We start from the raw sequence: 24,928 nt of genomic DNA, 5'->3' as shown, positions 1-24,928 counted from the left end.
GGGTGTCTCATGCGGTCCGGGGATGCCGCGGGTGGGGTCGCCGGGTGGGGGTGTCTCATGCGGTCCGGGGATGCCGCGGGTGGGGTCGCCGGGTGGGGGTGTCTCATGCGGTCCGGGGATGCCGCAGGTGGGGTCGCCGGGTGGGGGTGTCTCATGCGGTCCGGGGACGCCGCGGGTGGGGTCGGTGAGCGGGTCCGCCGCGTGGGGCCCGGGGGTGCCGCGGGGGAGACCGGCGCGGCGGTGTGCCGAATGCGGTCCGGCGAACAGCATCAGCTGCGCCTGTATGCCCTCGGCCCGCCGCATCCCCGGTATCAACGCCGCCACGAGCAGCAGCGGCACGGGCTGAATTGCCATCAGCAGCCAGTCCGCGAGCGTGGGCGTCCCGTGCGGCCCCGGGCGGACGAAGATGCTGATCAGGCCGGGCGCCGCACCGACCAACAGATGCAGACAGCGGCTGTAGGTGACGGCACGGGCCAGGGGACGCAGCAGGGCGGCAGCCGGGATCGGGGGCACCCGGCCATCGTGCCAGCCGCCCCCACCCCCGGCCTCCCCCGTGCGGGGGAGCACGAACCCGCTGGTGGGGGAGGTGCGGTGGGTGGTCCGGCGGCCAGGCTGAGGCCATGACCTCCATCGACGTCGACGGCCTGACCAAGGTCTACGGAACCGCGCGGGCCGTGGACGGCCTCACCTTCCGCGTACAGCCAGGCAAGGTCACCGGCTTCCTCGGCCCCAACGGCGCGGGCAAGTCCACCACCTTGCGCATGACGCTCGGCCTGGACCGGCCCACCTCCGGAACCGCCACCATCGGCGGCCGCCCCTACCGCACCCTGGCCGAACCGCTGCGCCACGTCGGCGCCCTGCTCGACGCCGAAGCCGCCCACGGCGCCCGGCGCGCCCGCGACCACCTGCGCGTCCTCGCCCACAGCAACCGCCTCCCCGACCAGCGGGTGGCCGAGGTCCTGGAGGAGACCGGTCTGACGGCCGTGGCCCGCAAGCGCATCCGCACCTTCTCGCTCGGCATGCGCCAGCGGCTCGGCATCGCCGCCGCCCTGCTCGGCGACCCCGCCGTGCTGATGCTCGACGAGCCCACCAACGGGCTGGACCCCGAGGGCATCATCTGGGTCCGTACGCTCGCCCAGCGGCTCGCCGCCCAGGGCCGTACCGTGCTGATCTCCAGCCATCTGATGGGCGAAACCGCCCTGACCGCCGACCACTTGATCGTGCTCGGCCGCGGCCGGCTGCTCGCCGACACCCCCATGGACGACTTCCTGCGCGCACACACCCACTCCACGGTGCGGGTGCGCACCACCGACGGCGCGCGGCTGCACGAGGAGCTGACCCGGGCCGGGTACGCCGCGGCGCCGGAAGAGGACGGGAGCTGGACCGTCCAGGACGCCGAGCCCGCCGACATCGGGGCCCTGGCCTCCCGCCACGGCATCTCCGTCCTCGAACTCACCGGCCGGGCGCCCTCCTTGGAGGACGCCTATCTGCGCCTGACCGCCGACGCCGCCGAATTCACCGCGACCGGTGCTCCCGTCGGCCCCGGCACCCCCGAGAGGACCGCCTCGTGCAGCTGACCGCCGTACTCCGCTCCGAGTTCACCAAGGTGCGCACCCTGCGCTCGCTGACCGGCGCCCTGCCGGCCCTCCTCGTCCTCACCACGGGCATCGGCATGGCCGTCGCCGCCACGCGATCCGCCCCCGGCAGCGGGCCCGACGACCCCGTCCACTCCTCCTACTTCGGCCTCACCTTCGGCCAGCTGGCGGTCATCTCCTTCGGCGTCCTGGCCGTCGCGGGGGAGTGGACCAGCGGCTCGGCCCGTACCTCCCTGACCGCCGTCCCCCGCCGCGGACTGCTGTACGCGGGCAAGCTCACCGCCATCGCCACCCTGACCCTGATCACCGGGCTGCTCACCGCCCTGACCTCCTTCCTCGGCGGCCAGGCCCTGCTGGGCGAGGACGGAGTGGGCCTCACCGCCCCCGGAGCCCTGCGCTCCATCGTCGGCTGCGCCCTCTACCTCACTGTGCTCGCCCTGTTCTGCGCGGGCGTGGCCGCGGTCATCCGCAGTACGGTCGGCGCGCTCGCCCTCCTCGTCCCGCTGATCTTCCTGATCTCACCGATCCTGCACGGCGACACCGGCATCGGCCGCGCCGTGCAGTTCCTCCCGGACCGCGCGGGCCAGCAGATCCTGCACCCGCACCCCGAGGGGGTGCTGGGCGCCTGGACCGGCATGGCCGTCATGGCGGCGTGGGCGGCCGTGTCGGTGGCCGCAGGCGCCCGCGCGATGCTGCGCAGGGATGCCTGAGAGGCGCACGTCCGCGCCCCGTAAGGGTGCGCGGACGTGCGCGACCAGCCCCCTCGACCCACGCATGCCCGGCGGAGCGCTCGGCGCTCAGACTTCGAGGACCGCGAGTTCGAGCCCGTGCAAGCGGTCCCGCTCCGCGATGGTGTCGATCTCGGTGATGAGGCCGTCCACGATCGTGAAGCGGAGTACCAGGAACAGTTTTCCGAGCGGCGCCATCACCAGTCCGACCTGGCCGTTCACCAGCGCAGGCTGTGTGAAGCGGACCCGCTCCGCGGCGGCGGACGCCCCCTTGGCCACGGACTGCGCACCGCGCAGCACCACGGGTGCGGGGGTGGGGCCGACCGCGGCGTCCGCGCGGAAGACCACGTTCGGGTCGAGCACCGCGACCAGCGCCTGGAGGTCCCCGCCGCGCGCGGCGGACTGGAACGCCTCCACGATGCGGCGCTGGAGCGACAGATCGGCCGCGGGCACCGGCTCGGCCCCCTTGACCCGGCGCCGGGCGCGGCTCGCCAGCTGCCGGGTCGCCGCCGGGGTGCGGTCGAGCATCGGAGCGATCTCGTCGAAGGGCACGGCGAACATGTCGTGCAGGACGAAGGCGAGCCGCTCGGCGGGCGCCAGCTTGTCCAGCACCACCAGCAGCGCCAGCCCCACCGAGTCGGCCAGCAGCGCCTCCTGTTCGGGGTCGGCCCGCTCCTCGCGGCCGACGACCCGGCCGGGTATCTGCCGGCCGGGCACCTGCTCCTCCAGCGGCTCCTCGCGCTGCCGCGCCCGCGTACGCAGCATGCTCAGACACACCCGCCCCACCACCGTGGTCAGCCACCCACCGAGGTTCTCGACCTCACTGACATCGGTACGGCTGAAGCGCAGCCAGCCTTCCTGAACGGCGTCCTCGGCCTCGCTGAGCGACCCGAGCATCCGGTAGGCCACCGCCCGCAGATGCGCCCGATGCTCCTCGAACCGCCCCGCCAGCCACGCGCTCTCGTCCACCGCGTCCCACCCCTTCCCCGTCGAGGCCATGACGGCCGATCATGAAACCTAGCCGATGGGCCCGGGGGACTCGGCGGCACGGTCCGGGAAGCCGCCGCCGGCGGAGAAGGTGATCCGGCCACTGGCGAGGGCGAGCGCCGTGGCCGCGCAGAGGGGGCGTCTGAGGGGGCCGTGGTCTGTTCTCGCTGCGGCGTCGGCGTACATTCCCGTGTTGACCACATTCGACGGCATCCGAACGGGCACCTGGGGCCAGGATCTTCATGGCGTACGTCTTCATCTTCTGCTGCTTCGTCCTCCTCGCGGTGGTGAGCCTGCTGGCGGCCCGGGCCGGGTACCGCGGACAGGTCTGTGACCGGACGGACGGGTACGAGGTGCCGGACGCGGTCCGGCGCGACCCCGCGTTGCGCGAACGCGCCGACCGCCTCGTGGCGCGCTGGTGCACCGCCGCAGCCATCCTCAGCCTCGCCCCGCTGGCCCCGGTCGGCACCGTCCTGCTCAGCGACGGCACCCGCGCCATCGACACCCCGGGCCTGGTCCTGTTCGCCGCCTACGCCTTCGCCGTCGTGGTGATCGCCCGCTACCCGTTCGAGAAGCTCAAGCACCTCGCCTGACGAGGGCCGCACCGCCGCCGCCGTCGGCGGGTCTGCTGGCCGGCAGGTGCCGCACCTCGGCCGCGTGCGGGGGCGGTCGTCCTGGAAAGGACGTCAGCGGCCACCACTGACAACGGCCCCCGCCGCGGACGGCGCACCCCGTCACTGCACCGCCGCGCTGCCGAACTCCCGTACCGCCTCGGTCACGATGGCCTCCAGGCGGGCGTGGTGGGCGCCGCGCCAGTAGACGCGGTCGCAGGCGGTGCACTGGGCGAAGACGTCATAGGTGCGCTGGGTGCCGTGCGCCAACTGCTCCTGGACGGCGTCCTTGTCGGTCGCGCGCAGCAGGCCGTTGCAGGCGCTGCAGCGGGTCCACGGCGCGAGGCGGGGGGCGAAGCGGCCCAGTACGTCCCGGAGTTGGTCGTCGGGGCGGTCGCTGTAGATGTACGCGCCCGCCCAGAGCTCCCGGCGCCGCAGCAGCCCCCGGTCGCGGGAGAGCATCACGCGCCGCTCGGCGGCGGACCGCGTGGCCAGCGCCGGGTCGCCGATGTCCTCGTTCTCGTACGCCGCGTCGATGCCCAGCAGCCGCAGGCGCCGGGCGAGCGTCCCCAGGTGGACGTCGAGGAGGAAGCGCAGCGGTGCCCCCGGCACCTGCTGCGGGCGCGGGACCGCGCGGACCTCGACCGTCTCGCCCGCGCCCGGCACGTGGGAGACCGGGACCTCGCGGTCGTCGACGAGGAGCGCCCCGACTTCGGTGAGCGGTACGCCGAAGGACTCCACGACATGTCCGAGCGTGGACAGCCCGTCGGTGACGACGGGGGCGTGGTCGCGGCGGCGGTCGGCGGGGGCGAAGAGCCGTAGTTCGGGGGCGAGGCTGAGGAGGATCTCGGGTCCGTTCACCCGGTCAGCATGCCACTGCTGTACCGCCGCCGACCAGCGGGTTTACGGGTTGGAGCGGCCTGGGGGAGCCGGGCGCGGGCGCGTGGCGAGGGCCGATCCGTCATGGGGATGGCGCCGCCCCGGAATTCGGCTGAATGTCGCCGTCGCTCGACTTGGAGTTGTGGATCATCAAGGGCTAGCCTCGTTGGTCGCCTGGGGCAACCACTCTCGTTGTCGGGCCGGCTCGCTGCGACGGGCCGGTGCGACGACCCGTCAGTTCCCCGGCACCATCGCCCCATTCCGTACGCAGAGCCGGCCGGCTGGGACGAACAGGTCGTCGCCAGGAGGAAACGCACATGTCCATCGCCGCACAAGACTTCCGTACCCACGTGGAGGGGATACTCGACGCGCTCGCGACCGACCCGGGCCGCGAGTCGCTGGTGCACCAGCAACGGCGGATCGCCGCGGGCGAGTTCCGCGATCTGGTGCACCGTATGGCGCGCACGCTGGGGGACCTGGGCGTGGGCCGCGGGCACACCGTCACGCTGCTGTGCGGCAACCTCCCCGAGACGATCGCCGCCCGCTACGCCGCCAACCTGATCGGCTGCCGGGTCAACCACCTGTACAACCGGCTCTCGGCCGATGTCCAGGCCGCCATCGTGGGCGATGTGGAGACCCACGCGCTGATCGTCGACCCGCGCTGGGACGCGCGCGCCGCCGAGATCACCGAGAAGTCCCCGGTGCCGCTGATTCTCTCCCTCGGACCGGCGCAAACCGGCCAGGACCTGCTGGAACTCGCCGCCACCCGCTCCGCCGAGCCCGTCGCGGGCCGGGCGCAGCCGCAGGACGTGTGCACCATCCGCCACACCGGCGGCACCACCGGCCACCCCAAGGGCATCTGCACCACCTTCGAGCAGATGCACCGCTTCTCGGAGGAGAAGCGCGGGCTGTGGGGCGAGGACCAGGAAGAGGACCAGGACGGTGCCGAGGCAGCGCCGTCGGAGCGGGTGAGCAGCCGTGACGACGCCTCGCGGGTGCTGGTGTGCACCACGCTCGCGCACGCCGGCGGCATGTTCGCCGACAAGGCCCTGCGCGAGGGCGGCTGCGTCGTCCTGCACGAGGACTTCGACCCCGCGGCCGCCCTCGCCACCATCGAGCGGGAGCGCATCACGGACCTGTTCCTGCTGCCGCCGCTGCTCTACCAGCTGATGGACCACCCGGACGCGGACCGCACCGACACCTCCAGCCTGCGCGGCATCAACTACGGCGGCTGCCAGTCCTCGCCCGCCCGCATCGCGGACGCCATCCGGCGCTTCGGCCCCGTACTGCTGCAGTTCTACGGCCAGAACGAGGCGGGCGGCATCAGCGTCCTGCCGCCCGAGGACCACGACCCCGAGCGCCCGGACCGGCTGCGCTCGGCGGGCCGGGTCCTGCCCGGGGTCGAGCTGGAGATCCGGGACGAGTCCGGGCGCGCCCTGCCCCACGGTGAGCGCGGCGAGGTCTGTGTGCGCTCCTCGAACATCATGCAGGGCTACTGGAAGCAGCCCGAGCTGACCGCCGAGGTCCTGCGGGACGGCTGGCTGCACACCGGGGACATCGGATACCTGGACGAGGACGGCTACTTGACCGTCGTCGACCGGATCAAGGACATGATCGTCGTGGTCGGCGGACACGTCTACACCACCGAGCTGGAGGACCTGCTCAACTCCCACCCGAAGGTGCACCAGAGCGCCGTCTTCGGCGTCCGGGACGCGGACCGTATGGAGCAGGTGCACGCCGTCGTCGTCCCCGCGGCGGACGGCGCGGTCGACGAGCGGGAACTGTGCGCCATGGTGCGCGCGGCGCGCGGGAGCATGTACGAGCCCGCCCGCATCACCTTCGCCGCCGAGCTGCCGCTGACCGACGCCGGCAAGCCCGACAAGAAGCAACTGCGCGTGCAGGCCGAGCAGATGGCGGCCGCCGCGAGCTGAGCACCCGCCACCGGACGGAGATCCACCCGCTCGCCTGGGACGGGGCGCCGTGGCGGCACCACACGCCGCCACGGCGCCCGCGCTGCCGGCGCCGCTCCAGGCCATCGGCGCACCGCAGGCCACGCGCGCCACGCGCAGGCCTGGCCATGGCGGTCTTGACCGGCCGGGGCGGGGAACCCGCAGGAGCGGCGGCCGCGGCCGCGGCCGTCGACGTCCTCTGCCGAAGAGGCGAACGGACCATGGTGGATCCGCCGTACAAACCGTCGCTGATCACCGCCGTGCTGGCGCTGGCCGACGCCCCGGCCCGCGGTGCCGACACCACCGATCTGCTGGGCGAACTGTCCGGCTACTGCCTGCGGCTGCCCGGGGTGGAGGCGGGCAGCGTCCTGATGGCCGACGAAGACGGGCGGCTGACCGAGCGGGCGGCCTCCGACCCGGTCGCCGACCGCATAGAACGGCTCCAGCTGGACGCCGCCGAAGGCCCCTGCAGGGACAGTTACGGCAGCGGCAAACGCCTGCCCGACCTGCCCCTGCCGCACCCGCACTGCCGGGCCCGCTGGCCCCGCTTCACCCACCGCGCCCTCACCGAGGGGTTCACCGGCGCCACCGCGCTGCCGCTGCGCCACCACGGCCGGATGCTGGGCGCGGTGAACCTCTTCCACCAGCACCGTGCCCTGCCCCCACCCGGCATCAGGGCCGGCCAGGCCCTGGCGGACGCCACGGCGCTGGCCCTGACCTACCAGCGCGCCCTGGACGAACACCGCCTGCACAAGGAGCAGTTGGAGGGCGCCCTGGCCAGCCGCGTCCTCATCGAACAGGCCAAGGGCGTGCTCGCCGAACGCCTGCACCTCACCCCCGACGAGTCCTTCGAACTCCTGCGCCGCCACGCCCGTACCCACCGCGGCAAACTCTCCGACCTGGCCCACGAGGTGATCACCACCCCCGCCGAACAGGGCCCGTTCCCGCGCCCGTCCCACCGATGACCCCCATCGCCGCCACCTGCCCGGCCGGGTGTTCTGGCATCCGTACGCCGGACGGTGGGCGGTTCAGCGCAGGGTCCAGATCCAGCCCAGCGCGGTGAGGCCGAGGGAGCGGGCCACGGAACGCGAGGCGTGGTTGGCGGCCGTGGTGCTGTAGAAGAGGATCTGTTTGTTACGGCGCTCGCGGTGCGACCAGGCGGTGACGACGGCGGGGGCGAGGCCACGGCCGCGGAAGTCGGGACGGGTCCAGATACCGGCCTCCGCCGCGAGCGCGTTGGCCGCCGGGGAGAAACAGATGCACACCGGCTCGTCGCGATGGACGGCCATCGCCCACTCGCCCGCCTCCCCGGCGGTCAACTCGGCCCATTCGCCGGGCTGCCAGTTCCCCGGGCGGGCCAGGCGACGCGCCCGCTCCCGCCCTGCCGGGTCCGAGACGACCACGGGCAGCGACGCCGACCGCCGGTCCGTGAGCGGCCCGGCGGAGGGAAACACGAAGGTCGGCCCGCCTCCCACCGTGGCTCTCCGCCCGTCCGCGGCGAGCGCGCCGGCGAGGTACGTCAGTACGCGGGGTGCCTCACCGGGCACGTACTCCTGGCGCAGCCCCTCCACCGGACCCGGATCGGGGACCCCGTCGCCCAGAGCCAGCAGCCGGGCCCGCGGCGACCAGGACCACACGGCCCGCACCGCCGGATCCCGCACCCTCGCCGGGCCGCCCGCCGCGCCCGGCTCCAGCCCATGGATCGCATCCACTTCCACTTCCAACAGCCGCGCCTCGTCCCAGATCACGCCGCGAGGCTAACTCCGCGCGGCGGACGGGGCCCGCCCATTTCCCACGGCCTCAGGCCGGCCCCGGACCGAACCCGGCTCGGCCCCGGACAGGCGCGTCAGTCCCTGCGGTGGTCGCCCGTCACCCCGTCGATCAGCTCGCGCGCGATATCCATGTGGCCGGTGTGGCGTACGGTCTCCTCCAGCATGTGGACCAGCGCCCAGCGCAGCGAGACCGTCGCACCGCCGAACCAGGCGAACGCCGTGCCCAGATCGTCCAGGGCGAGCTCGTCGATGGCACGGTCGGCGGCGGCGCGGGCGCGGGAGTAGAAGCCGAGGATGTCCCGGGTGGACTCATGCGGCGCGACGCGCAGGTCGCAGGCGTCCTCGACCGCGGGGTCGAAGGGCAGCGGGCCGCCGGTGCCGCGCCCGAAGGTCAGGCAGAACCAGCCCAGTTCGGCGCCGCCCAGATGCTTGACCAGGCCCAGGGGGCTGGTGCCCGACGGGGTCACCGGCCGCCGCAACTGCTCGTCGTCGAGGCCTTCGGCCTTCCAGAGCAGCGCATCGCGGTGCCGGTCCAGCGCGGCCCGCAGGCACTCCTTCTCACCACCGGTGAAGGGGACATGTGTGACCATGCGGGGACCGTAACAGCCACCACTGACAGCCCCCGGCGGGCGGTCCCCTGCGGTGCGGACCGGCGCAGCGAAGCCGCACCCGTGCCCCGGGCCGCTGACGGTCGGCCAATTGTCAGACCCTGGTTGTTTACTGACGGCATGACCAGAGCATCGAGTGCCGTCGCACAGCATCTGACCGCCATTGACCTGCTGCGGGCCAGGGAATTTCCCGCCGAGCGGGTCCGGTCCGCCATGGTCGAGAGCGGGCCGGGGTTCCATCTGGCCGATCTGCGGATCAGCCAGGAGTTCTGGGATGCCGACGCGGCGGATGTCCACGAGGCCAGGGAGGAGTTCGAGCAGGAGCTGGCGGCGCTGGTCGCGGCGCTGAGCTTACGGTGGGGCGCGCCCGAAGTGCTCGATCTGGCCGGGCACTTGGAGCGGTCCGCGATGGGCATGCCGGTACGGCCGCCGCTGGACGCGCTGTGCGGGGTGGTGCCCAGGGTGTACGGCTGGCGGGCGGAGGGCCGCTGGACGGGCGTGGGGATGGGGCAGGCGGCGGGCGAACTGCCCTTCCAGCTGGTGGCGGCGATAGGGGAGGGGGACCTGGCGTAAGGACCTGGCGTAAGGGGCGCGGCGGCCGGGGGCGGTTAGGAGACCGGGGGAGGGGTCTCGCCCTCGAAGGCCGCCGCGCGCAGCCGACCGTACTCCTGCGCCATCGCCTCCAGCGTCCAATGGGCATTGAGGCCACTGGGGTTGGGCAGCGCCCAGATGCGGGTGGTGCCCAGGGTGCGCCGCTGCGGGCCGATCGTGGCGTGCTTGTCGTCGAAGGCCACGCGGTAGGCGGTGACACCGGCGACCGCGAGCCACGCCGGGCGCAGCCGTGCCACCTTCTCGGCCAGCAGCCGCCCGCCCTCCCGGTACTCCTCCGGCGCCAGCTCGTCGGCCCGGGCGGTGGCCCGTGCCACGACATTGGTGATCCCCAGGCCGTAGGAGAGCAGTTCGCCCTGCTCGGCGGGGTCGAGCCGGCGCGGGGTGAGACCGCTGGCGTGCAGCACGGGCCAGAAGCGGTTGCCGGGGCGGGCGAAGTGGTGGCCGGTCGCGGCCGACATCAAACCGGGATTGATGCCGCAAAAGAGAATGTTCAGGCCGCTCGCGGCCACGTCGGGGACGAGGCGGTCGCGAGCGGCCTGGAGCTCCTCAGAGGTGAGGCGCATGTCAGAGGATGGAGCCCGGGGCGTAGGCCGCGGCCTGCGGGTGCTGCTTGGTGATCTCCTCGATACGGGAGACCACGGTCGTCACCTGGTCGGCCGCGGCGCCGGTGAAGGACAGCTTGTCCGCCATCAGCGCGTCCAGCTGCGCCCGGTCCAGCGGCATCCGCTCGTCCGCCGCCAGCTTGTCCAGCAACTCGTTGCGCTCCGCGCCCTGCTCGCGCATGGCCAGCGCCGAGGCCACCGCGTGCTCCTTGATGACCTCGTGGGCCACCTCCCGGCCGACCCCGGCGCGTACGGCACCCATGAGCACCTTCGTCGTGGCCAGGAAGGGCAGGTAACGGTCCAGCTCGCGGGCGACGACGGCGGGGAAGGCACCGAACTCGTCCAGCACGGTCAGGAAGGTCTCCAGGAGACCGTCCAGCGCGAAGAAGGAGTCGGGCAGGGCCACCCGGCGGACCACGGAGCAGGAGACATCGCCCTCGTTCCACTGGTCGCCGGAGAGCTCGCCGGCCATCGAGGCGTAGCCGCGCAGGATCACCATCAGGCCGTTGACACGCTCGCAGGAGCGGGTGTTCATCTTGTGCGGCATCGCGGAGGAGCCGACCTGGCCGGGCTTGAAGCCCTCGGTCACCAGCTCGTGACCGGCCATCAGCCGGATCGTCTTGGCCAGCGAGGAGGGCGCGGCGGCCAGCTGCACCAGCGCGGTCACCACGTCGTAGTCCAGGGAGCGCGGGTAGACCTGGCCGACGGAGGTGAAGGCGTGCGCGAAGCCGAGGTGCGCGGCGATCCGCTGCTCCAGGTCGGCCAGCTTGGCGGCGCCCTCGGAGCCGCCGCCCATCAGGTCCAGCATGTCCTGCGAGGTGCCGACGGGGCCCTTGATGCCGCGCAGCGGGTAGCGCGCGAGCAGGTCCTCCAGGCGCCCGTAGGCCACCAGCAGCTCGTCGGCGGCGGTCGCGAAGCGCTTGCCCAGCGTCGTGGCCTGCGCCGCGACGTTGTGGGAACGGCCCGCCATCACCAGCTCGGCGTGCTCGCCCGCCAGCTTGCCCAGCCGCGCCAGCACCGCGACCGTACGGTCCCGCATCAGCTCCAGGGAGAGCCGCACCTGAAGCTGCTCGACGTTCTCGGTCAGGTCGCGGGAGGTCATGCCCTTGTGGACCTGCTCGTGCCCGGCCAGCGCGTTGAACTCCTCGATGCGCGCCTTGACGTCGTGCCGGGTGACCTTCTCGCGCTCGGCGATGGAGGCGAGGTCCACGGTGTCCAGGACCCGCTCGTAGTCGGCCAGCGCCTGCTCCGGCACCTCCACCCCGAGGTCCTTCTGCGCACGGAGCACCGCGAGCCACAGCTTGCGCTCCAGCTTGACCTTGTACTCGGGGGACCACAGCACGGCCAGCTCCGTAGAGGCGTAGCGGCCGGCCAGGACATTGGGGATGCGAGGCTTCGCAGACACAGCAGTCACGTGTCCAGAGTCTAGCCGCTGCCCACACCGCCCCCGCACCCCGGAGCAGCCACCGAAACTCCAGGTCAGCGGTTCATCGACCACCCCCACACCCCCACCCCGCTGGCCACACACGAGAAGCCGCCCCACCGCCCCCACCCCTGCCACACCCCATCGAGCCGCCGTACGGCACGGCCACCATTGCGGCCTCCCGCCCGCCGGGGCAGGGCCGCGCACGCCGGGCCGGCCCCGGCGACGTCACAGGGCAATACACCTAGGGCGTTCCCGGGGGGTGGGGCATGTGGAGGTGGCGGTCGACGCAGGCGGTGATGGCGGGGATCACCGCTGTCATTGCCGGGCGCCAGCCCGGGACCGCGTTGACCTCGCAGACGGTGTGGGCGTCGGTCGCGGTGAAGAGGAGGTCGACGCCGGCGATGGTGAGGCCCAGGGCCTTCGCGGCCAGGACCGCGAGGGCCTCGGCCTCGGGGTAGCGGCCTCGGCAGAGGCTGGCGGAGCCGCCCTGGGCGAGGTTCGAGGCGAGGGCGCCGTCGCGCGCGGTGCGTACCGCGGCGGCGACGGGCTCGCCGTCCACGACGATGACGCGCAGGTCGCGTCCGTGTGAAGGGGCCACGTACTGCTGGAAGAGGAGGGGCGTGTCGTGGGTGTCGCGGTCGGCCGTCCGGCGCAGCGTGGGCAGGTCCGGTGCGAGGGACACCTGTCTGCCCTGGTAGCCGTTGACGGGCTTGACCACGCAGGGCACCTCGAAACCTGGGGTGCGGACGACGCCGTTCAACGGCGCTGTGGCGTACGAGAGCGACGCGGGCACCGGCAGGCCGGCCGCGGCCAGTTCCTGCAGCTGCCAGAACTTGTTCCGGCAGGTCATATGCGATTCCAGCGAATTGAGGAGCGTGCTCCCCATGCGCTCCACGTGCCGCAGGAGGGTCACTTCGCGGTCGTGGTGCATCGAGGCGGGTACCTGCCGTACGCACACGACCTTCGGGGCGGGCACTTCCTCTCCGATCAGCGTGCGCAGGCTCAGCCGCCCGTCGTGCACGCCCAAGAGGAGTTCGTCCGTGTGCCAGACGGCAAAGCGCGAGCCGTACGCCGCGGTGAGCGCGTCGGCCAGCGCCCGCGTCGACCCCAACGGCTCGGCCGGATGGCCACGCACCAGCATCCAGACATCGGGATGCGACCGCTGTAACGACTCCGTCATGTGACCGCTTTCATCCCCGTGAAACGACCAGTACCGCAAGGAGCTTCGCCTCGGTGCCGCACCCGGTCGGGACGCCGCACCGGACCCGCGGTCCTCCGTGGTCACCTGACCTCGAGGGCGTCCCTCGCCACGGAGATGAACTCTACGTGCCGACCGGCAAACTCTTGACCGGCGGTGTCGCAGGGGGCGCTGAGCTCCCGATGGGCATCGCGCCGTCCGTTGCGTGCCTGCGTCACGTGCCTCGCGCCCGGTTGTGGGGTGCCGCGAGCGCTCAGGGCGCTGTGGGGGGCTCGTACGGAAGGAGGGTGGGGCGTTTTGGCGGGCGGCCGTCGCCGGAGGAGCGGCCGGTGAGGCGGCGGGCGATCCAGGGGGCCAGGTGGTCGCGGGCGAAGCGGAGGTCGGCGTGGCGGCGGGTTGCCCAGTTGGGGCGGGTGAACGGGGGGAGCGGTGCGTTCCAGTCGAAGGTGGGGGTGTGGCCGAGGGACTGCCAGACGGCCTCGGCGACTCTGCGGTGGCCCTCGGCGTTGAGGTGGAGGCGGTCCTGGGCCCACATGCGGGGGTCGGCCAGGGCCTGCGAGGCGAAGAGGTCCACGACCACCGCGCCGTGCCGGTCGGCGACGTCGTCGATGTGGGCGAAGAGCCGCTCCATGCGCGGGCGGAAGCGCTCCAGTACCGGTCCCTGGCGTCCGGGGCTGCGCATCAGGACCAGTTGCTTGCAGTTGGGGGCCAGTCGCGCGGCCGCCTCCTCCAGCAGGGCGCACACCCGCTCCACGTCGCACTTGGGGCGCAGCACGTCGTTGAGCCCGCCGACCAGGGTGATCAGATCCGCGCCCAGTTCGGCGGCGGGGCGTGACTGCTCGTCGGCGATCTGCCCGATCAGCTTGCCGCGTACCGCGAGGTTGGCGTAGCGGAAGCCGGGGGTGTCCGCCGCGAGGCGGGCGGCGAGCAGGTCCGCCCAGCCGCGGTAGGAGCCGTCGGGCAGCTCGTCGGACATGCCCTCGGTGAAGGAGTCGCCGACCGCGACAAAGCTGGTGTACGTGGCGTTGGTCTGCATGGCGCGGGCGATCTTATCGGGCCGTGGCGCCGCCCGGCGGCCGGGGAGGCGGGATACGGGAGGAGGGGAGCGGGGCGTCACGTTCCGGGTTTGGGGGACTCCGGAAGGTGAAATGGGGGTTTTGTTCCGTTTTCTTCCGACTGGAAGGGCGCCCCATGTCCCGTAATCCCTCGCACGGTGCCGCCGTCGCACTCGTCGCCGTCATCACCACCGGCGCGCTGCTCGCCGCCGCCGTCCCCGCGACCGCCACCTCTCCCGACGACGAGGAACTGGCCCGCCGTACCGCCGCGCTGATCGAGCGGGCCACCGGCGGGCCGGCGAAGATCCCCATGGCCGCGCTCGACACCGCGGTCGGCAGACAGCAGTCGGCCAAGGACGAGCACGGCGGTCCGGGTGTGCTCGTCCCGCAGCGCTCCGACCAGCCGGTGGAGGTGGTCTCGGCGGGCGAGTCGGTGCGGATCGGCCTCCCCGCGGGCGGCGCGGGCCGGTCCGTACCCGGCGTGGACACCGGCTTCACCGTGGTCTACCCCAAGGCGGGGGTACGCGGCCATGTCGGCGTCCAGGCCACGGGCGCGGGCGCGCGGGCCGTGGTGACCCTCGACGACGCCACCGCGCCGCGCGAGTACCGCTACCCCGTCCAACTCCCCAGGGGCGCGCGGCTGGCGCGTACCGAGGACGGCAGCATCCTGGCCGTGCGCGGCGTGAAGAACTTCGACCGGCGCAGCCAGCGCGAGGAGGACGCGGCGCGGGCCAACGGCGACGGGAAGGCGCTGGTCGGCCTCTTCGACGTGCCGTGGGCCAAGGACGCCCACGGCAGGCCCGTACCCACCAGCTACCGGGTCGAGGGCAGCACCATCGTGCAGAGCGTGCGCCCGCACCGCGCCACCGCCTTCCCGGTGGTCGCCGACCCCGTGTGGATCGTCCCGGTCGCCCTGCTGATCGGCCGGGTCCTGCTCATGCAGGGCATCCGCAGCTTCTCCCGGCACGCGCTGACCCGGATGGCCCAGCGAGGCATCAGCAAGGAGATGGTCGCCCACGCGGTGAAGGTGGGCAGGAAGAGCGCGGGCCGGACGCCGGGCACGACGAAGTACTCGACCAAGAAGTTCTGGGTTGTGGTCAACCGGGAGGGGAATGTCGTCTCGGTCGGATGGAAGTGACACACGCGACGGAGAAAAGACGGCGGGGCCGCGTCCGGCAGCGGCGCCGCCGGCACGTTGGGAGCCTTGCTGTGCGCATTGAGCACGATCCGCAGAACGACTCGGCCTATGTCTACCTCGACGCCATCAAAGAGGGCGAGGCAATCTCGCAGGTCTCGGTCACACCGCCCGCCGGGCAGGCCGAGATCATCCTCGACTTCGACCGCGAGGGGCGGCTGCTGGGCCTGGAGGTGCTGGGGGCGGGACGGGCGCTGAGGCCCGCGACGCTGGGGGCGGCGGGGACCGCCTGAAAGCCCGGCTGGAAGAACGCCGGCCCCCACGTGCAGTGGGGGCCGGCGCCGGGCGTCAGACGGACGGGCGCTGGAGGACCAGTTCGCGCAGGACGTCCTCCATCGTGACCAGGCCCGCCAGGCGGCCGTCCTCGCCGAGGACGGCGGCGAGGTGGGTGCTGGAGGCGCGCATCGCGGTCAGTACGTCGTCCAGCGGCGTCGCGGCCCGTACGCGGGCGATGCTGCGCATCTGCGAGACGGGGAAGGGCATGTCCCGCGGCGCGGCGTCCAGGGCGTCCTTGACGTGCAGATAGCCCAGGATGCGGCCGGCGTTGTCGACGACCGGGAAGCGCGAGAAGCCGGACCTGCCGGCCAGGTGCTCCAGGCCCTCAGGGGTGATGCCCAGCCGCGCCGAGACCACCTTCTCCACCGGCAGCACCACGTCCTTGACGGGGCGGCGCCCCAGCTCAAGGGCGTCCCGCAGCCGCTCCCTGGCGCGGTCGTCCAGCAGTCCGGCCGCGCCGGAGTCGTCCACCATCTTGGCGAGCTGGTCGTCCGAGAAGGTCGCCGCGACCTCGTCCTTGGCCTCCACGCGCAGCAGCTTGAGCAGCCCGTTGGCGAAGGCGTTGACCGCGAAGATCACCGGGCGCAGCGCGCGGGTCAGGGTGACCAGCGGCGGGCCCAGCGCCAGGGCGGTGCGCACCGGCTCGGCCAGCGCGATGTTCTTCGGCACCATCTCGCCGAAGAGCATGTGCAGGTACGTGGCCAGGGCCAGCGCGATGGCGAAGGAGATCGGGTAGATCAGCGGCTGCGGCATGCCGACCGCGTGGAAGACCGGCTCCAGAAGGTGCGCGATGGCCGGTTCGGCGACCGCGCCCAGCACCAGGGTGCACAGCGTGATGCCCAGCTGGGCCGCCGCCATCAGCGCGGAGACGTGCTCCAGGCCCCAAATGACGCTGCGGGCACGGCGGTTGCCGCTCTCCGCGTACGGCTCGATCTGGCTGCGGCGCACCGAGATCAGCGCGAACTCGGCGCCCACGAAGAAGGCGTTGACGACCAGCGTGAGCAGGCCGACGATGAGCTGGATCGCAGTCATCGGCGGGCCTCCTGGGCGGTGTCGGCGGCCTCACCGGGCAGCGGCGCGTGCAGCAGCACCTGCGCCGCGCGCCGGCCCGAGGCGTCCACCACGTCCATGCGCCAGCCGGCGATCTCCAGGCTGTCCCCCTCGGCGGGGATACGGCCGAGTTCGGTGGCGATCACGCCGGCCAGGGTCTCGTACGGGCCCTCCGGCAGCTTCAGGCCGATGCCCTGGAGCTGGTCGGTGCGGGCGGCGCCGTCGGCGTCGTAGACGGCCCGGCCCTCCTCGTCCGTCCCCGCGGGCGCGAGGTCGGGGGTCTCCATCGGGTCGTGCTCGTCGCGGACCTCGCCGACGACCTCCTCGACGATGTCCTCCAGGGTGGCCACGCCGGCCGTGCCGCCGTACTCGTCGATGACCACGGCCATGGTGCGCTTGCCCGAGAGCTGGTCCAGCAGCCGGTCGACGGGCAGCGTCTCCGGTACGAGCAGCGGCTCGCGCAGCAGGTCGGCGACCGGCTTGCGGTGGCGCTCCTCGGCGGGTATGGCCAGGACGTCCTTGATGTGGGCCACACCGACCACGGAGTCCAGGCTGCCGCGGTAGACGGGGAAGCGGGACAGTCCGGTGGCGCGGGTGGCGGCGGCCACGTCCTCCGCGGTGGAGAGCATGTCCAGCGCGGTGACCTGCACGCGCGGCGTCATGACGTTCTCCGCGGTGAGGTCGGCGAGGGTGAGGGTGCGCACGAACAGGTCGGCGGTGTCGGCCTCCAGCGCGCCCTCCTTGGCGGAGTGGCGGGCCAGCGCGACCAGCTCCTGCGGGCCGCGGGCGGAGGCCAGCTCCTCGGCGGGCTCCAGGCCCATCCGCCGGATCATGCGGTTGGCGGTGTTGTTCAGATGCCCGATCAGCGGCCGGAAGGTGGCGCTGAAGCCGCGCTGGGCGGTGGCCACGCGCTTGGCGACGGGCAGCGGGCTGGAGATCGCCCAGTTCTTGGGCACCAGCTCGCCGATCACCATCAGCACGATGGTGGTGACGGCCGTGCCCAGGACCAGCGCGGTGGAGTCGGCCGCGGACCTGGGCAGGCCCATGGCATCCAGCGGTCCGGCCAGCAACGTCGCGATGGACGGCTTGGAGATCATGCCGATGACCAGCCCGGTCACCGTGATGCCCAGCTGGGCGCCGGAGAGCTGGAAGGTCAGGCTTCGTACGGCCTTCAGGGCACTGTCCGCACCGCGCTCGCCGCGCTCGACGGCGCGTTCCAGATCACTGCGCTCGATGGTGGTCAGCGAGAACTCGGCCGCGACGAAGATGCCGCAGGCCAGCGTGAGCAGGAGAGCCAGGGCCAGGAGGAGCAGCTCGGTCATCGGGTCACCTCCATTCCATGATCGAACAGGAACGGGAGGTTCGCGCTGTGTGGTCGTACCGGACTGCAACTACAACTAGGAGGCTCGCCCATGGCTGGACGCTCACACCTTTCGCTCGGGGATGTTGTCTGCATCCATGGTAAAGCGTGTGCAAAAGAGAAGATGCGGGTGCGTCGGATCAGGAGACCAGGTGCTTGACCCAGCGGCTCCACTGGGGCTCGGGGGCGTAACCGGCGGCCTGCCAGGCGTGGTGGGCGAGCTCGTTGTCGTCCAGCACCATCGCGTCGCCGCGCCGCCCGCCCAGGGCCACGAAGCGCTCCTCGGCGGCGGCGAGCAGCGCGCGGGAGATCCCCTGGCGGCGATGGGCGGGGTGCACCGCGAGGCGGTACAGGGAGCACCGCCAGCCGTCGAAGCCCGCGATCACGGTGCCCGCCAGCTCGCCGCCGCGCTCGGCCAGCAGCAGGGCGCCGGGGTCGCGGGCGATGAGCCGGGCGACCCCGTCGCCGTCGTCGCTGATGCTGGTGCCCTCCGCCGCGGTCTTCCAGAAGGCGAGTACGGCGTCCAGGTCGGCCGCCGCGGCGGGCCGTATTCGAAGATCGTCCATGGCCGTATTCCACCACCGGGCGGGCCGTGGCGGCGAGGGCGTTTCATGGAGCGGACGGCCGCCGCCCCGTCGGCCGCCCTTGAGGTCAGCTGCCCTTGAGCTCCTCGACGACCGGGGCGAAGTCCTCCAGGGACTGGTCGAGGACGGTGATGTAGGAGAAGCCGAACCGCTCGCGGTGCTCGCGCAGTTGCTCCGCCATCTGCGCCGGGGTGCCGATGAGCAGGTTGGGTACCTCCAGGGCCTGCTCCGCGGTGAGGCCGGCGTCGTGGCCTGCTATCTCGCGGGCCACCGCCCGGCGGTCGTGGGTGACCACGACCTGCTGGACCAGGGAGTTGAGCTCGGCGGGCGTCTCGCGCTCGGCGGCGAAGCCCTGGTAGCGGGCGACGGACGCGGCGATCTCCTCCAGCGGGGCCAGCTCGACGCCGTTGGGTTTGCCGGCGGCCGGCCGGGTGCTGGTGAAGCCGGCGATGTCCGCGTACTTGGCCGTCAGCCGCTGCATGCGCGGGCCGCTGCCGCCGATCAGCAGCGGCGGGCGGGGCTGCTGCGCGGGCCGTGGCGCGTGCTCCGGGTCGGGCAGCAGGCGGTCCAACTCCTGGACCGTGCGCACCAGATGGTCCACCCGCTCGCCCGCCGTGCCCCAGGGCAGGCCGGCGCGCTCGTGCTCGGCCTGTACATATCCGGTGCCCAGCCCCAGCTCCAGGCGGCCGCCCGTCAGCGCGTCGGTGGTCGCCACCTCGCGGGCCAGCAGGGTGGGGTTCCAGAAGCCCGCGTTCAGTACGAGGGTGCCCACGCGCGGGCGCTCGGTGGCCTCGGCCGCCGCGATCAGCGCGGGGAAGGGAGCGGGCATGCCCAGGTGGTCCGGTACGAGGATGACGTCGTAGCCCAGCTCCTCGGCCCGGCGGCACTTGTCGCGCCAGGCGGCCCCCGTGTCCAGCGTGAGCATGTTGACGCCGAAGCGGAACGGCCTTGTCATGGAACCCCCTTGAGAAACGGTGTGCGCCGGTTGTGGCGCGCGCCCATTCAATCAGATGGTTCGCCTGGGATCGAACCTTCTGCTCAAGGGTGCGGCTCTTGGTGCGGCAGGCCGGTTCCGAGCCGGGCGCCGTCCTCGTGCGGCGCGCTGTTCTTGTACGGCAGGGGAGTGTCCCGGGAGAAGATCTGCATGCGCTCCAGTACGGCCTGTGTGCCCGGCCGCTCCATCTCGTCCACGACGCGGCCGTCGGCGAGGAAGATGACCAGGTCGGCGTGGGCGGCGGCGCCCGGGTCGTGGGTGACCATCACCACTGTCTGCCCCAGCCGGTCCACCGCCTCGCGCAGGAAGCGCAGCACCTCCAGGCCCGAGTGGGAGTCCAGGTTGCCGGTCGGCTCGTCCGCGAAGATCAGCTCGGGGCGGGAGGCCAGAGCCCGCGCGCACGCCACCCGCTGCTGCTGCCCGCCGGAGAGCTGGGAGGGGCGGTGGCCGAGCCGGTCGGCGAGATGGAGGGTGTCGACGACCCGGCGCAGCCACTCCCGGTCCGGGGTGCGGCCCGCGATGTCCAGGGGGAGGGTGATGTTCTCCGCCGCCGTCAGGGTGGGCAGCAGGTTGAAGGACTGGAACATGAAGCCCACGCTGTCCCGGCGCAGCCGCGTCAGCTCCCGGTCGCCCAGGCCCGTGATCTCGCGCTCGCCCAGCCACACCCGTCCCGCCGAGACGGTGTCCAGCCCCGCCAGGCAGTGCATCAGCGTGGACTTGCCCGACCCCGAGGGCCCCATCACCGCAGTGAAACGGCCCCGCTCTATGGCCACGTCCACGCCGTCCAGCGCCACCACGCGGGTCTCGCCCGAGCCGTAGGTCTTGGTCAGTGCGGTTGCCCGGGCGGCCGCAGGCCTGCCCCGGACCCCTGCCGTCGATGTGGACACGACCGCCTCCCGGTATGAGGGTGTGTCGGTGGAGCGTCGGCTCGGCGTGAACTCCTCGATGGCGCACGACAGTAAGCGAGGTGCGGGGTGCGCGGCATCCCCCTGTGGGCCCGGCCGCCGGGCTTTCGCGTCCTCCTCCGGGAGGACGAGGCCCTTCAGGGGTACGGGGCGCCGCCCCTGAAGGGAGGGGCGGCGCGGGGTGGTACGCCTGCCGGCGCGCAAGCGGTACGCGGCGGGGGCGGGCCGGACGGCGAAGGCGGGCGTCACGCAGGGGGAGGCGTGCCCGCGCGGTCGAGCGGGCCGTACACGGCGTGCGGGGAGGCCGAGGCCCAGGCCCAGTAGCGGTCCCCGTACGACCAGTGCCACCACTCGGTGGGGTAGTTGACCAGCCCCGCGGCGGTGAGCGCGCCGACCATCAACGCCCGGTTCCTGCGGGCCTGTTCGGGCAGATCCGCGGCGTAGGTGTAGCACGCGCCGCCGCTCTCCTCGGGCGTGGCCGCCTCGGGGCAGCCCATGTCCAGCTCGACGCCGTCCCCGGTGCACAGCGTCAGGTCGACCGCGGCGCCCGCGGTGTGCCCGGCGGTCTCCAGGGGTGCCACCCAGCGCGTGGCCGCCGCCTGGATCTGCTCTTCGGAAGCCGACGGCAGGTCGCCGCGCAGGCGCTGCTCGTAGTCCCGGAAGACGCGTTGCTGCAGGGCGGGGGAGCGATAGCCCTCCACCAGCAGCCACCGCAGCCCCTCGGGCAGTAACTTCTGTGCCTGGAGCAGCCGTTGGGCGACGGCGGACCGCAGATGGGCCCAGTCGCCCGCGGGGTCGCTGCGCCGTCCGTCGACCCGCAGCAGCCCGCGGCAGTCCACCAGGGGCTCGCCGCACTCGCGCAACGGGACGGCGGCCACGCGCGGATCGCTGATCAGGACAACATTGGGTGTGGTCACGGGGGTCGGGGTCCTTTCGCGAGCGGACGGGCCCAGGGCGCGCGGGCCGGGAACTCCCGCGCGAAGGCCAAGGGGCAATGAGAATAATGATGTTGGGGAGTGCATAGGGCGCGGACGGCGAAGACCGCTCGATCTTGGTACGGAGCGGTCCTCGCCGGGCATCCCGCGGTATCTGCCGCCCTTGCCGCTGCTAGCGCGCCCGCGCTAGCGTGGAAACGTGGCGAAGACCCAGCTGAACGTCCGAGTGGACGAGGCCACCGCGGAAGCGGCGCGGGAGCGCGCCCTGCAGCGGGGAGTGAGCGTGAACCGGTACATCGAAGAGCTGGTCCTCAGGGACGCGGGGGAGGCGGGCCGTAGCTTCGTCGAGGCCGCCGCCGACTTCATGAAGCAGTACGAACCCCTCTTCGCCCAGGAGTTCGGCGCGGAACCGGCGGGGCGGCGCGGACCCGCGGACCGGAAGGGACAGCCGGGCGCGCAGTGACCCTCCGCATCGACCTCGCCTGGCTCCTTCTGGTCGCCGAGAAGAACACCCCTGGTGACCCTCAAGTCGCCGATTGGGGCGCCCTGGTGGCCGCCGTCAGCCGGCACGAAGCGGAGATCTTCGGCGTCCCGGTCTACACCGAACCCACCGACCGTGCCGCCTGCCTTCTCCAACTCCTGCTCAAAATCCCCGCGTTGGAACACTCCAACGCCATGTTCGCCACCGCCGTCGCCTACGGCTATCTGATCGCCAGCGGCATGAAGGTCGCCACCTCGCCCGAGCGGGTCCGCGACCTGGCCCGCCTCGTCAAGCAGGACACGGCGGACGTCCGGACCATAGCCGAGGAACTGCGCAGGTGGATGGTCTGACGGGGCTTGTACCCGGTTTCAGAGCAACGGCCCCGGCCCTTCCCCGCCCGCGCCCCGGCGCCGCGCCGTCCCCAGCACCGCAGGGGAGGACGGCAGCGCCACCCCGCGCTCCGGCACCCGCAGCCGCCGCAGGTCGACGACGTCGAAGCCCGCCGCCCGGACCGCGGGCACCGGGTCCCGCCAGGTGTGGCAGCCGCCCATCAGCAGCGGCCAGACCGTGCGGTCCAGCGACCACTGCACCGCCGCGAAAGCACGGCCGCGCGCCCGCCCGTGTTCCAGGAACCGCAGCTCACCGCCCGGCCGCAGCACCCGCCGCAACTCGGCCAGCGTGCGCGCGACATCCCGTACGGAGCACAGCACCAGCGACGCCACCGCCGCGTCGAACGCCTCGCTCTTGACCGGCAGCGCCTCGGCCGCGCCCGGCACCACATCCACCGGGACGTCCGCGTGCGCCGCCGCGGTCAGCGCCGTACGCCGCAGAAAGCGCTCCGGTTCGATCGCCACCACCTCACTGACCCCCCGCGGGTAGTACGGGAAATTCAGCCCCGTTCCCGCTCCCACCTCGATCACCCGCCCCGAGAGCCCCGCCAGCAGCTCACGCCGCAACTCCGCCACCCCGGCCCGCTGATCCGCCACCGGCGCGTACTTCGCGTACACCCGCGCGAAAACGGGGTGATGGACAAGGTCCCGCTGACTTCTCCCGCGCCGCACCATGCCCCGTCCCTTCGTCGCCGACGGCCACCCGCCCGCCGCCGTCTGCCCGATGCCACCGCCACCAGTGTCCCGCCACGAGGGCCTGCGGGGACCCCTGGCGACGAGCGGGTACCGCCCTCCCGCCGCCCGGGGCGCCGGACACCGCGTCCGTTTACCGCCAGCGGACCGCGGTGGGAGCGCCCGAGAGTGGAGGCGTGATGACGCAGGAGGGGACCGGCGACAGCGGTCGGACCCCGGGTGAGGAAGCGAACCGACCATGGACGAGAACATCCCACTGCCCCGTTCCCCGCGGGAGCCGTCCGCTTCGCCGCGTATCGGTGTGGCCGAGGCGGCGGCGTACGGCGAGCTGCCTGCGCCCCGGCCGCATACCGAGGCCGAACTGGCAGGTGTACTGGGCCTGTTGACGATCGACCGGCCGAGGGTCGAGGCCATCGCACTCGGCCACGGCCGCGACGACGCCTCCCGCGCGGCCGTCGAGGCGTTCGCCGCGGTCTGGCGGGAGCGGGGCGGGCAGGTGGTGGCGGTGGCCGACTGGCCCGAGAGCGCGGCGTCGTGGCTGCGCCCGGCGCGGCGGCTGACCGCGCAGGCGCCGGACGCCTGGGTGGTGGCCGCGGCCCCGCTCGGTTTCGCGCAGCTCGTCCGCCGGCTGCGGCACAGCACCGGCTGGGACCCCGCCCGCACCGTCGCCTTCGCCTCGCTCCAGGACTCCCGCCTGCCCGCGCTCGCCGGGCCAGGTGTCCTGGACGGGCTGCGCGGCGCGACCGCGGAGGGCGGCACCTGGGAGGTGCGCCGCGGCTGGGTCACGCGCCATGTCCACGGGCAGCAGCGTCGGTGACCCGCTCCCGCCGTGCGCCGGGCGGCTACTGACGCACCGTCCAGTGGTCGTCCGCGCCCGTCCGGAGGAACTTCGGGGATGGGCAGAGGGAATCGCGGCCTCGGGAATTGGGTTCGGCCGAGGGGGAGTTGGCGGGGGTGGCCGGCTTCCAGGTGTCCTGGTCGCGGAGGAGGACGCCGCTGCTGTCGAAGACGGCGTGCCGGGCTTCGGCGCAGCGGGCGTCAACTCCGGTGGCGGGGTTGGCCGTTGTGTAGCTCTCGAACACGTCCCAGCCGTGGTCCAGGCCGCTCCGGTCCCTGCCGGACTGGCGGAAGAGGAGGTCCCAGCTGCCGGTGCGGTGGTTGTAGAGGTAGGAGGACCAGTGGTTGGCCGCCGCCTCGTCGCGCACCAACTGCACGCTGTAGGCGGGCCTGCCGCTCGCGGTGGTCGTGTACGTCGCCAGGAAGTCCGCGTCGATTGTGAGGATCCTGGCGGGGCCGCCGGTGCCGCACCAGTCCCAGGCCCAGATCTCGCTGCCGCTGTCCCAGTAGGAGGTGACCACCTCCACGCAGGAGTTCTGCGCCTTGATGGTGGGGGCGTAGGTAAAGGTCTCGCTGTCAAAGACGCGGTGGTCCGGGGCGACGCTGTGGGTGGCCATGAGGCCGTCGTGGGTGCCGGGCCGAGGGGAGAGACCCCACCTGGTGTGGGTGAGCCGAGGGGAGAGACCCCACCTGGTGTGGGTGATCTGGGCGGTGCCCGGAGTGCGGGCGGGCGAGTGCGCGCTCTCGGCCCGGCGGCCCTCGGCGAAGGCGCGGACCGCGCGGTCGCGGCCGGCGTCCTGGCCCGGCTCGTACGTCCGGCTCGCCACGGCGCCGCGGTGCGGGGCACCGGGAGGGGGCACGGGAGCGGCCGGGACGTCGGCGGAGGCGACCGGGCCCAGGGCGGCGAGACCGGTCAGCGCGGTGAGCGCGGTGACCACGACCGAGGCCAGTGACGCCCGTTGGCGGGTGGCCCGGCCGGGCACGGGTCTCTCCGGGTATCTGGTGAAGTGTCTGCCGAGAGGGCCGGTCAGGCGTCGGTGGGGGCGGATGTGCGTGCCGGCGCGGGGGCGTAAGGGGGCGTTCATGGGTCTCCTGAAGGCCGGACGGCCCGGTGCGGCGGCGCACGGGCGGTGCTGGGGTGGGTGGATGCGCTGCTCAGGGCGCGTCGCGGCGCGCTGAACGGCGGGACGCGACGGACCTCAAACGG

28 protein-coding genes and 1 pseudogene are annotated in these 24,928 nt (G+C 73.1%); 11 read left to right on the top strand and 18 right to left on the bottom strand.

All coding sequences use genetic code 11. From position 1 onward, the window contains the following. Positions 1 to 513 (bottom strand): annotated as a pseudogene (locus AC4IJH_RS32915) (hypothetical protein); the annotation flags it as partial. Between the two features lie 107 nt (positions 514 to 620). Here AC4IJH_RS32915 and AC4IJH_RS32910 point away from each other — a divergent pair. Both AC4IJH_RS32910 and AC4IJH_RS32905 read left to right on the top strand, forming a co-directional pair. After that, positions 621 to 1,577, top strand: a complete 957-nt coding sequence (locus AC4IJH_RS32910; protein WP_490855593.1) for an ATP-binding cassette domain-containing protein — start codon at positions 621 to 623, stop codon at positions 1,575 to 1,577. Continuing rightward, positions 1,568 to 2,305 (top strand): ABC transporter permease, encoded by a 738-nt coding sequence (locus tag AC4IJH_RS32905; protein ID WP_490855592.1) that lies wholly within the window; start codon positions 1,568 to 1,570, stop codon positions 2,303 to 2,305. The genes AC4IJH_RS32910 and AC4IJH_RS32905 overlap by 10 nt, the downstream gene beginning before the upstream one ends. 87 nt (positions 2,306 to 2,392) lie before the next feature. Here the strand turns inward: AC4IJH_RS32905 and AC4IJH_RS32900 are convergent, their stop codons facing one another. Both AC4IJH_RS32900 and AC4IJH_RS32895 read right to left on the bottom strand, forming a co-directional pair. Beyond that, entirely contained in the window at positions 2,393 to 3,322 is a 930-nt protein-coding gene (locus AC4IJH_RS32900; RefSeq protein WP_490855591.1) for a sigma-70 family RNA polymerase sigma factor, read from the bottom strand. An 18-nt stretch (positions 3,323 to 3,340) separates the two neighbouring features. Further along, positions 3,341 to 3,523, bottom strand: a complete 183-nt coding sequence (locus AC4IJH_RS32895; RefSeq protein WP_490855590.1) for a hypothetical protein — start codon at positions 3,521 to 3,523, stop codon at positions 3,341 to 3,343. Positions 3,524 to 3,552: 29 nt separating this feature from the next. Here AC4IJH_RS32895 and AC4IJH_RS32890 point away from each other — a divergent pair, with 29 nt between their 5' ends. Further along, positions 3,553 to 3,903, top strand: a complete 351-nt coding sequence (locus AC4IJH_RS32890) for a hypothetical protein (RefSeq protein WP_490855589.1) — start codon at positions 3,553 to 3,555, stop codon at positions 3,901 to 3,903. A 141-nt stretch (positions 3,904 to 4,044) separates the two neighbouring features. Here AC4IJH_RS32890 and AC4IJH_RS32885 read toward each other — a convergent pair whose 3' ends face one another. Continuing rightward, on the bottom strand, positions 4,045 to 4,782 hold the full coding sequence (locus tag AC4IJH_RS32885) for a Mut7-C RNAse domain-containing protein (RefSeq protein ID WP_490855588.1): 738 nt from the start codon (positions 4,780 to 4,782) through the stop codon (positions 4,045 to 4,047). A 335-nt stretch (positions 4,783 to 5,117) separates the two neighbouring features. On the opposite strand from AC4IJH_RS32885, the gene AC4IJH_RS32880 reads away from it, so the two are divergent. Both AC4IJH_RS32880 and AC4IJH_RS32875 read left to right on the top strand, forming a co-directional pair. Continuing rightward, positions 5,118 to 6,731, top strand: a complete 1,614-nt coding sequence (locus tag AC4IJH_RS32880) for an AMP-binding protein (RefSeq protein ID WP_490855587.1) — start codon at positions 5,118 to 5,120, stop codon at positions 6,729 to 6,731. A 239-nt stretch (positions 6,732 to 6,970) separates the two neighbouring features. Then, positions 6,971 to 7,714, top strand: coding sequence for a GAF and ANTAR domain-containing protein (locus AC4IJH_RS32875; RefSeq protein WP_490855586.1), 744 nt, complete (start codon positions 6,971 to 6,973; stop codon positions 7,712 to 7,714). 63 nt (positions 7,715 to 7,777) lie between these two features. Here the strand turns inward: AC4IJH_RS32875 and AC4IJH_RS32870 are convergent, their stop codons facing one another. Beyond that, positions 7,778 to 8,497, bottom strand: a complete 720-nt coding sequence (locus AC4IJH_RS32870) for a GNAT family N-acetyltransferase (protein ID WP_490855585.1) — start codon at positions 8,495 to 8,497, stop codon at positions 7,778 to 7,780. A 98-nt stretch (positions 8,498 to 8,595) separates the two neighbouring features. Then, positions 8,596 to 9,111 (bottom strand): DinB family protein, encoded by a 516-nt coding sequence (locus AC4IJH_RS32865; protein ID WP_490855584.1) that lies wholly within the window; start codon positions 9,109 to 9,111, stop codon positions 8,596 to 8,598. Between the two features lie 138 nt (positions 9,112 to 9,249). On the opposite strand from AC4IJH_RS32865, the gene AC4IJH_RS32860 reads away from it, so the two are divergent. After that, positions 9,250 to 9,702: a hypothetical protein gene (locus tag AC4IJH_RS32860; protein WP_490855583.1), complete on the top strand. Its 453-nt coding sequence runs from the start codon at positions 9,250 to 9,252 to the stop codon at positions 9,700 to 9,702. Between the two features lie 35 nt (positions 9,703 to 9,737). Here AC4IJH_RS32860 and mug read toward each other — a convergent pair whose 3' ends face one another. From mug to AC4IJH_RS32840, 4 genes are all read right to left on the bottom strand, one after another. Continuing rightward, entirely contained in the window at positions 9,738 to 10,304 is a 567-nt protein-coding gene (mug, locus tag AC4IJH_RS32855) for a G/U mismatch-specific DNA glycosylase (protein WP_490855582.1), read from the bottom strand. A gap of 1 nt (position 10,305) precedes the next feature. Beyond that, entirely contained in the window at positions 10,306 to 11,748 is a 1,443-nt protein-coding gene (gene purB / locus AC4IJH_RS32850; RefSeq protein ID WP_490855594.1) for an adenylosuccinate lyase, read from the bottom strand. A 262-nt stretch (positions 11,749 to 12,010) separates the two neighbouring features. Next, entirely contained in the window at positions 12,011 to 12,949 is a 939-nt protein-coding gene (locus AC4IJH_RS32845; RefSeq protein ID WP_490855581.1) for an ATP-grasp domain-containing protein, read from the bottom strand. Between the two features lie 271 nt (positions 12,950 to 13,220). Next, complete coding sequence (locus AC4IJH_RS32840) at positions 13,221 to 14,003, bottom strand: SGNH/GDSL hydrolase family protein (RefSeq protein WP_490855580.1); 783 nt, start codon at positions 14,001 to 14,003, stop codon at positions 13,221 to 13,223. A 155-nt stretch (positions 14,004 to 14,158) separates the two neighbouring features. Here AC4IJH_RS32840 and AC4IJH_RS32835 point away from each other — a divergent pair, with 155 nt between their 5' ends. Together AC4IJH_RS32835 and AC4IJH_RS32830 are read left to right on the top strand one after the other, a co-directional pair. After that, positions 14,159 to 15,160, top strand: a complete 1,002-nt coding sequence (locus AC4IJH_RS32835) for a DUF4258 domain-containing protein (RefSeq protein ID WP_490855579.1) — start codon at positions 14,159 to 14,161, stop codon at positions 15,158 to 15,160. Between the two features lie 71 nt (positions 15,161 to 15,231). Continuing rightward, a complete protein-coding gene (locus AC4IJH_RS32830; RefSeq protein ID WP_490855578.1) occupies positions 15,232 to 15,450 on the top strand; it encodes a DUF2283 domain-containing protein in 219 nt (72 codons plus the stop codon). Positions 15,451 to 15,505: 55 nt separating this feature from the next. Here AC4IJH_RS32830 and AC4IJH_RS32825 read toward each other — a convergent pair whose 3' ends face one another. The 6 genes from AC4IJH_RS32825 to AC4IJH_RS32800 all read right to left on the bottom strand — a co-directional run bounded on the left by AC4IJH_RS32825 (position 15,506) and on the right by AC4IJH_RS32800 (position 21,303). After that, positions 15,506 to 16,525 (bottom strand): hemolysin family protein, encoded by a 1,020-nt coding sequence (locus AC4IJH_RS32825; RefSeq protein ID WP_490855577.1) that lies wholly within the window; start codon positions 16,523 to 16,525, stop codon positions 15,506 to 15,508. After that, complete coding sequence (locus AC4IJH_RS32820; RefSeq protein WP_490855576.1) at positions 16,522 to 17,865, bottom strand: hemolysin family protein; 1,344 nt, start codon at positions 17,863 to 17,865, stop codon at positions 16,522 to 16,524. The genes AC4IJH_RS32825 and AC4IJH_RS32820 overlap by 4 nt, the downstream gene beginning before the upstream one ends. 178 nt (positions 17,866 to 18,043) lie before the next feature. After that, positions 18,044 to 18,469: a GNAT family N-acetyltransferase gene (locus AC4IJH_RS32815; protein ID WP_490855575.1), complete on the bottom strand. Its 426-nt coding sequence runs from the start codon at positions 18,467 to 18,469 to the stop codon at positions 18,044 to 18,046. 85 nt (positions 18,470 to 18,554) lie between these two features. After that, positions 18,555 to 19,442, bottom strand: coding sequence for a TIGR03621 family F420-dependent LLM class oxidoreductase (locus AC4IJH_RS32810; protein WP_490855574.1), 888 nt, complete (start codon positions 19,440 to 19,442; stop codon positions 18,555 to 18,557). Between the two features lie 83 nt (positions 19,443 to 19,525). Continuing rightward, a complete protein-coding gene (locus tag AC4IJH_RS32805) occupies positions 19,526 to 20,368 on the bottom strand; it encodes an ABC transporter ATP-binding protein (protein WP_490855573.1) in 843 nt (280 codons plus the stop codon). A 263-nt stretch (positions 20,369 to 20,631) separates the two neighbouring features. Further along, entirely contained in the window at positions 20,632 to 21,303 is a 672-nt protein-coding gene (locus AC4IJH_RS32800; RefSeq protein ID WP_490855572.1) for a M15 family metallopeptidase, read from the bottom strand. Positions 21,304 to 21,520: 217 nt separating this feature from the next. Between AC4IJH_RS32800 and AC4IJH_RS32795 the strand changes: the two genes are divergently transcribed. After that, the gene (locus AC4IJH_RS32795; protein ID WP_490855571.1) at positions 21,521 to 21,784 is read left to right on the top strand and encodes a hypothetical protein; all 264 of its coding nucleotides are present in this window, start codon (positions 21,521 to 21,523) and stop codon (positions 21,782 to 21,784) included. After that, a complete protein-coding gene (locus tag AC4IJH_RS32790; RefSeq protein ID WP_490855570.1) occupies positions 21,781 to 22,152 on the top strand; it encodes a fic family toxin-antitoxin system, toxin component in 372 nt (123 codons plus the stop codon). Before AC4IJH_RS32795 ends, AC4IJH_RS32790 begins: the two co-directional genes overlap by 4 nt. Before the next feature lie 18 nt (positions 22,153 to 22,170). On the opposite strand, the gene AC4IJH_RS32785 is transcribed toward AC4IJH_RS32790, so the two are convergent. Next, positions 22,171 to 22,866: a class I SAM-dependent methyltransferase gene (locus tag AC4IJH_RS32785; protein WP_490855569.1), complete on the bottom strand. Its 696-nt coding sequence runs from the start codon at positions 22,864 to 22,866 to the stop codon at positions 22,171 to 22,173. Positions 22,867 to 23,122: 256 nt separating this feature from the next. Between AC4IJH_RS32785 and AC4IJH_RS32780 the strand changes: the two genes are divergently transcribed. Next, positions 23,123 to 23,701, top strand: coding sequence for a hypothetical protein (locus tag AC4IJH_RS32780; protein ID WP_490855568.1), 579 nt, complete (start codon positions 23,123 to 23,125; stop codon positions 23,699 to 23,701). Positions 23,702 to 23,726: 25 nt separating this feature from the next. Here AC4IJH_RS32780 and AC4IJH_RS32775 read toward each other — a convergent pair whose 3' ends face one another. Next, entirely contained in the window at positions 23,727 to 24,704 is a 978-nt protein-coding gene (locus AC4IJH_RS32775) for a carbohydrate-binding protein (protein ID WP_490855567.1), read from the bottom strand. Positions 24,705 to 24,928 lie beyond the last annotated feature (224 nt).

This window comes from Streptomyces sp. UF-297 (genome assembly GCF_058245575.1).
Note: the sequence above shows the minus strand (reverse complement) of the source record. Positions and strands in the feature narration are given on the sequence as shown.

Coding starts and splice junctions, on each gene's coding strand:
- AC4IJH_RS32910 (WP_490855593.1), top strand. CDS start 621: ATGACCTCCATCGACGTCGACGGCCTGACCAAGGTCTACGGAACCGCG.
- AC4IJH_RS32900 (WP_490855591.1), bottom strand. CDS start 3,322: ATGGCCTCGACGGGGAAGGGGTGGGACGCGGTGGACGAGAGCGCGTGG.
- AC4IJH_RS32895 (WP_490855590.1), bottom strand. CDS start 3,523: ATGCCGTCGAATGTGGTCAACACGGGAATGTACGCCGACGCCGCAGCG.
- AC4IJH_RS32890 (WP_490855589.1), top strand. CDS start 3,553: ATGGCGTACGTCTTCATCTTCTGCTGCTTCGTCCTCCTCGCGGTGGTG.
- AC4IJH_RS32880 (WP_490855587.1), top strand. CDS start 5,118: ATGTCCATCGCCGCACAAGACTTCCGTACCCACGTGGAGGGGATACTC.
- AC4IJH_RS32875 (WP_490855586.1), top strand. CDS start 6,971: ATGGTGGATCCGCCGTACAAACCGTCGCTGATCACCGCCGTGCTGGCG.
- AC4IJH_RS32865 (WP_490855584.1), bottom strand. CDS start 9,111: ATGGTCACACATGTCCCCTTCACCGGTGGTGAGAAGGAGTGCCTGCGG.
- AC4IJH_RS32860 (WP_490855583.1), top strand. CDS start 9,250: ATGACCAGAGCATCGAGTGCCGTCGCACAGCATCTGACCGCCATTGAC.
- mug (WP_490855582.1), bottom strand. CDS start 10,304: ATGCGCCTCACCTCTGAGGAGCTCCAGGCCGCTCGCGACCGCCTCGTC.
- AC4IJH_RS32845 (WP_490855581.1), bottom strand. CDS start 12,949: ATGACGGAGTCGTTACAGCGGTCGCATCCCGATGTCTGGATGCTGGTG.
- AC4IJH_RS32840 (WP_490855580.1), bottom strand. CDS start 14,003: ATGCAGACCAACGCCACGTACACCAGCTTTGTCGCGGTCGGCGACTCC.
- AC4IJH_RS32835 (WP_490855579.1), top strand. CDS start 14,159: ATGTCCCGTAATCCCTCGCACGGTGCCGCCGTCGCACTCGTCGCCGTC.
- AC4IJH_RS32825 (WP_490855577.1), bottom strand. CDS start 16,525: ATGACTGCGATCCAGCTCATCGTCGGCCTGCTCACGCTGGTCGTCAAC.
- AC4IJH_RS32820 (WP_490855576.1), bottom strand. CDS start 17,865: ATGACCGAGCTGCTCCTCCTGGCCCTGGCTCTCCTGCTCACGCTGGCC.
- AC4IJH_RS32815 (WP_490855575.1), bottom strand. CDS start 18,469: ATGGACGATCTTCGAATACGGCCCGCCGCGGCGGCCGACCTGGACGCC.
- AC4IJH_RS32810 (WP_490855574.1), bottom strand. CDS start 19,442: ATGACAAGGCCGTTCCGCTTCGGCGTCAACATGCTCACGCTGGACACG.
- AC4IJH_RS32785 (WP_490855569.1), bottom strand. CDS start 22,866: ATGGTGCGGCGCGGGAGAAGTCAGCGGGACCTTGTCCATCACCCCGTT.
- AC4IJH_RS32780 (WP_490855568.1), top strand. CDS start 23,123: ATGGACGAGAACATCCCACTGCCCCGTTCCCCGCGGGAGCCGTCCGCT.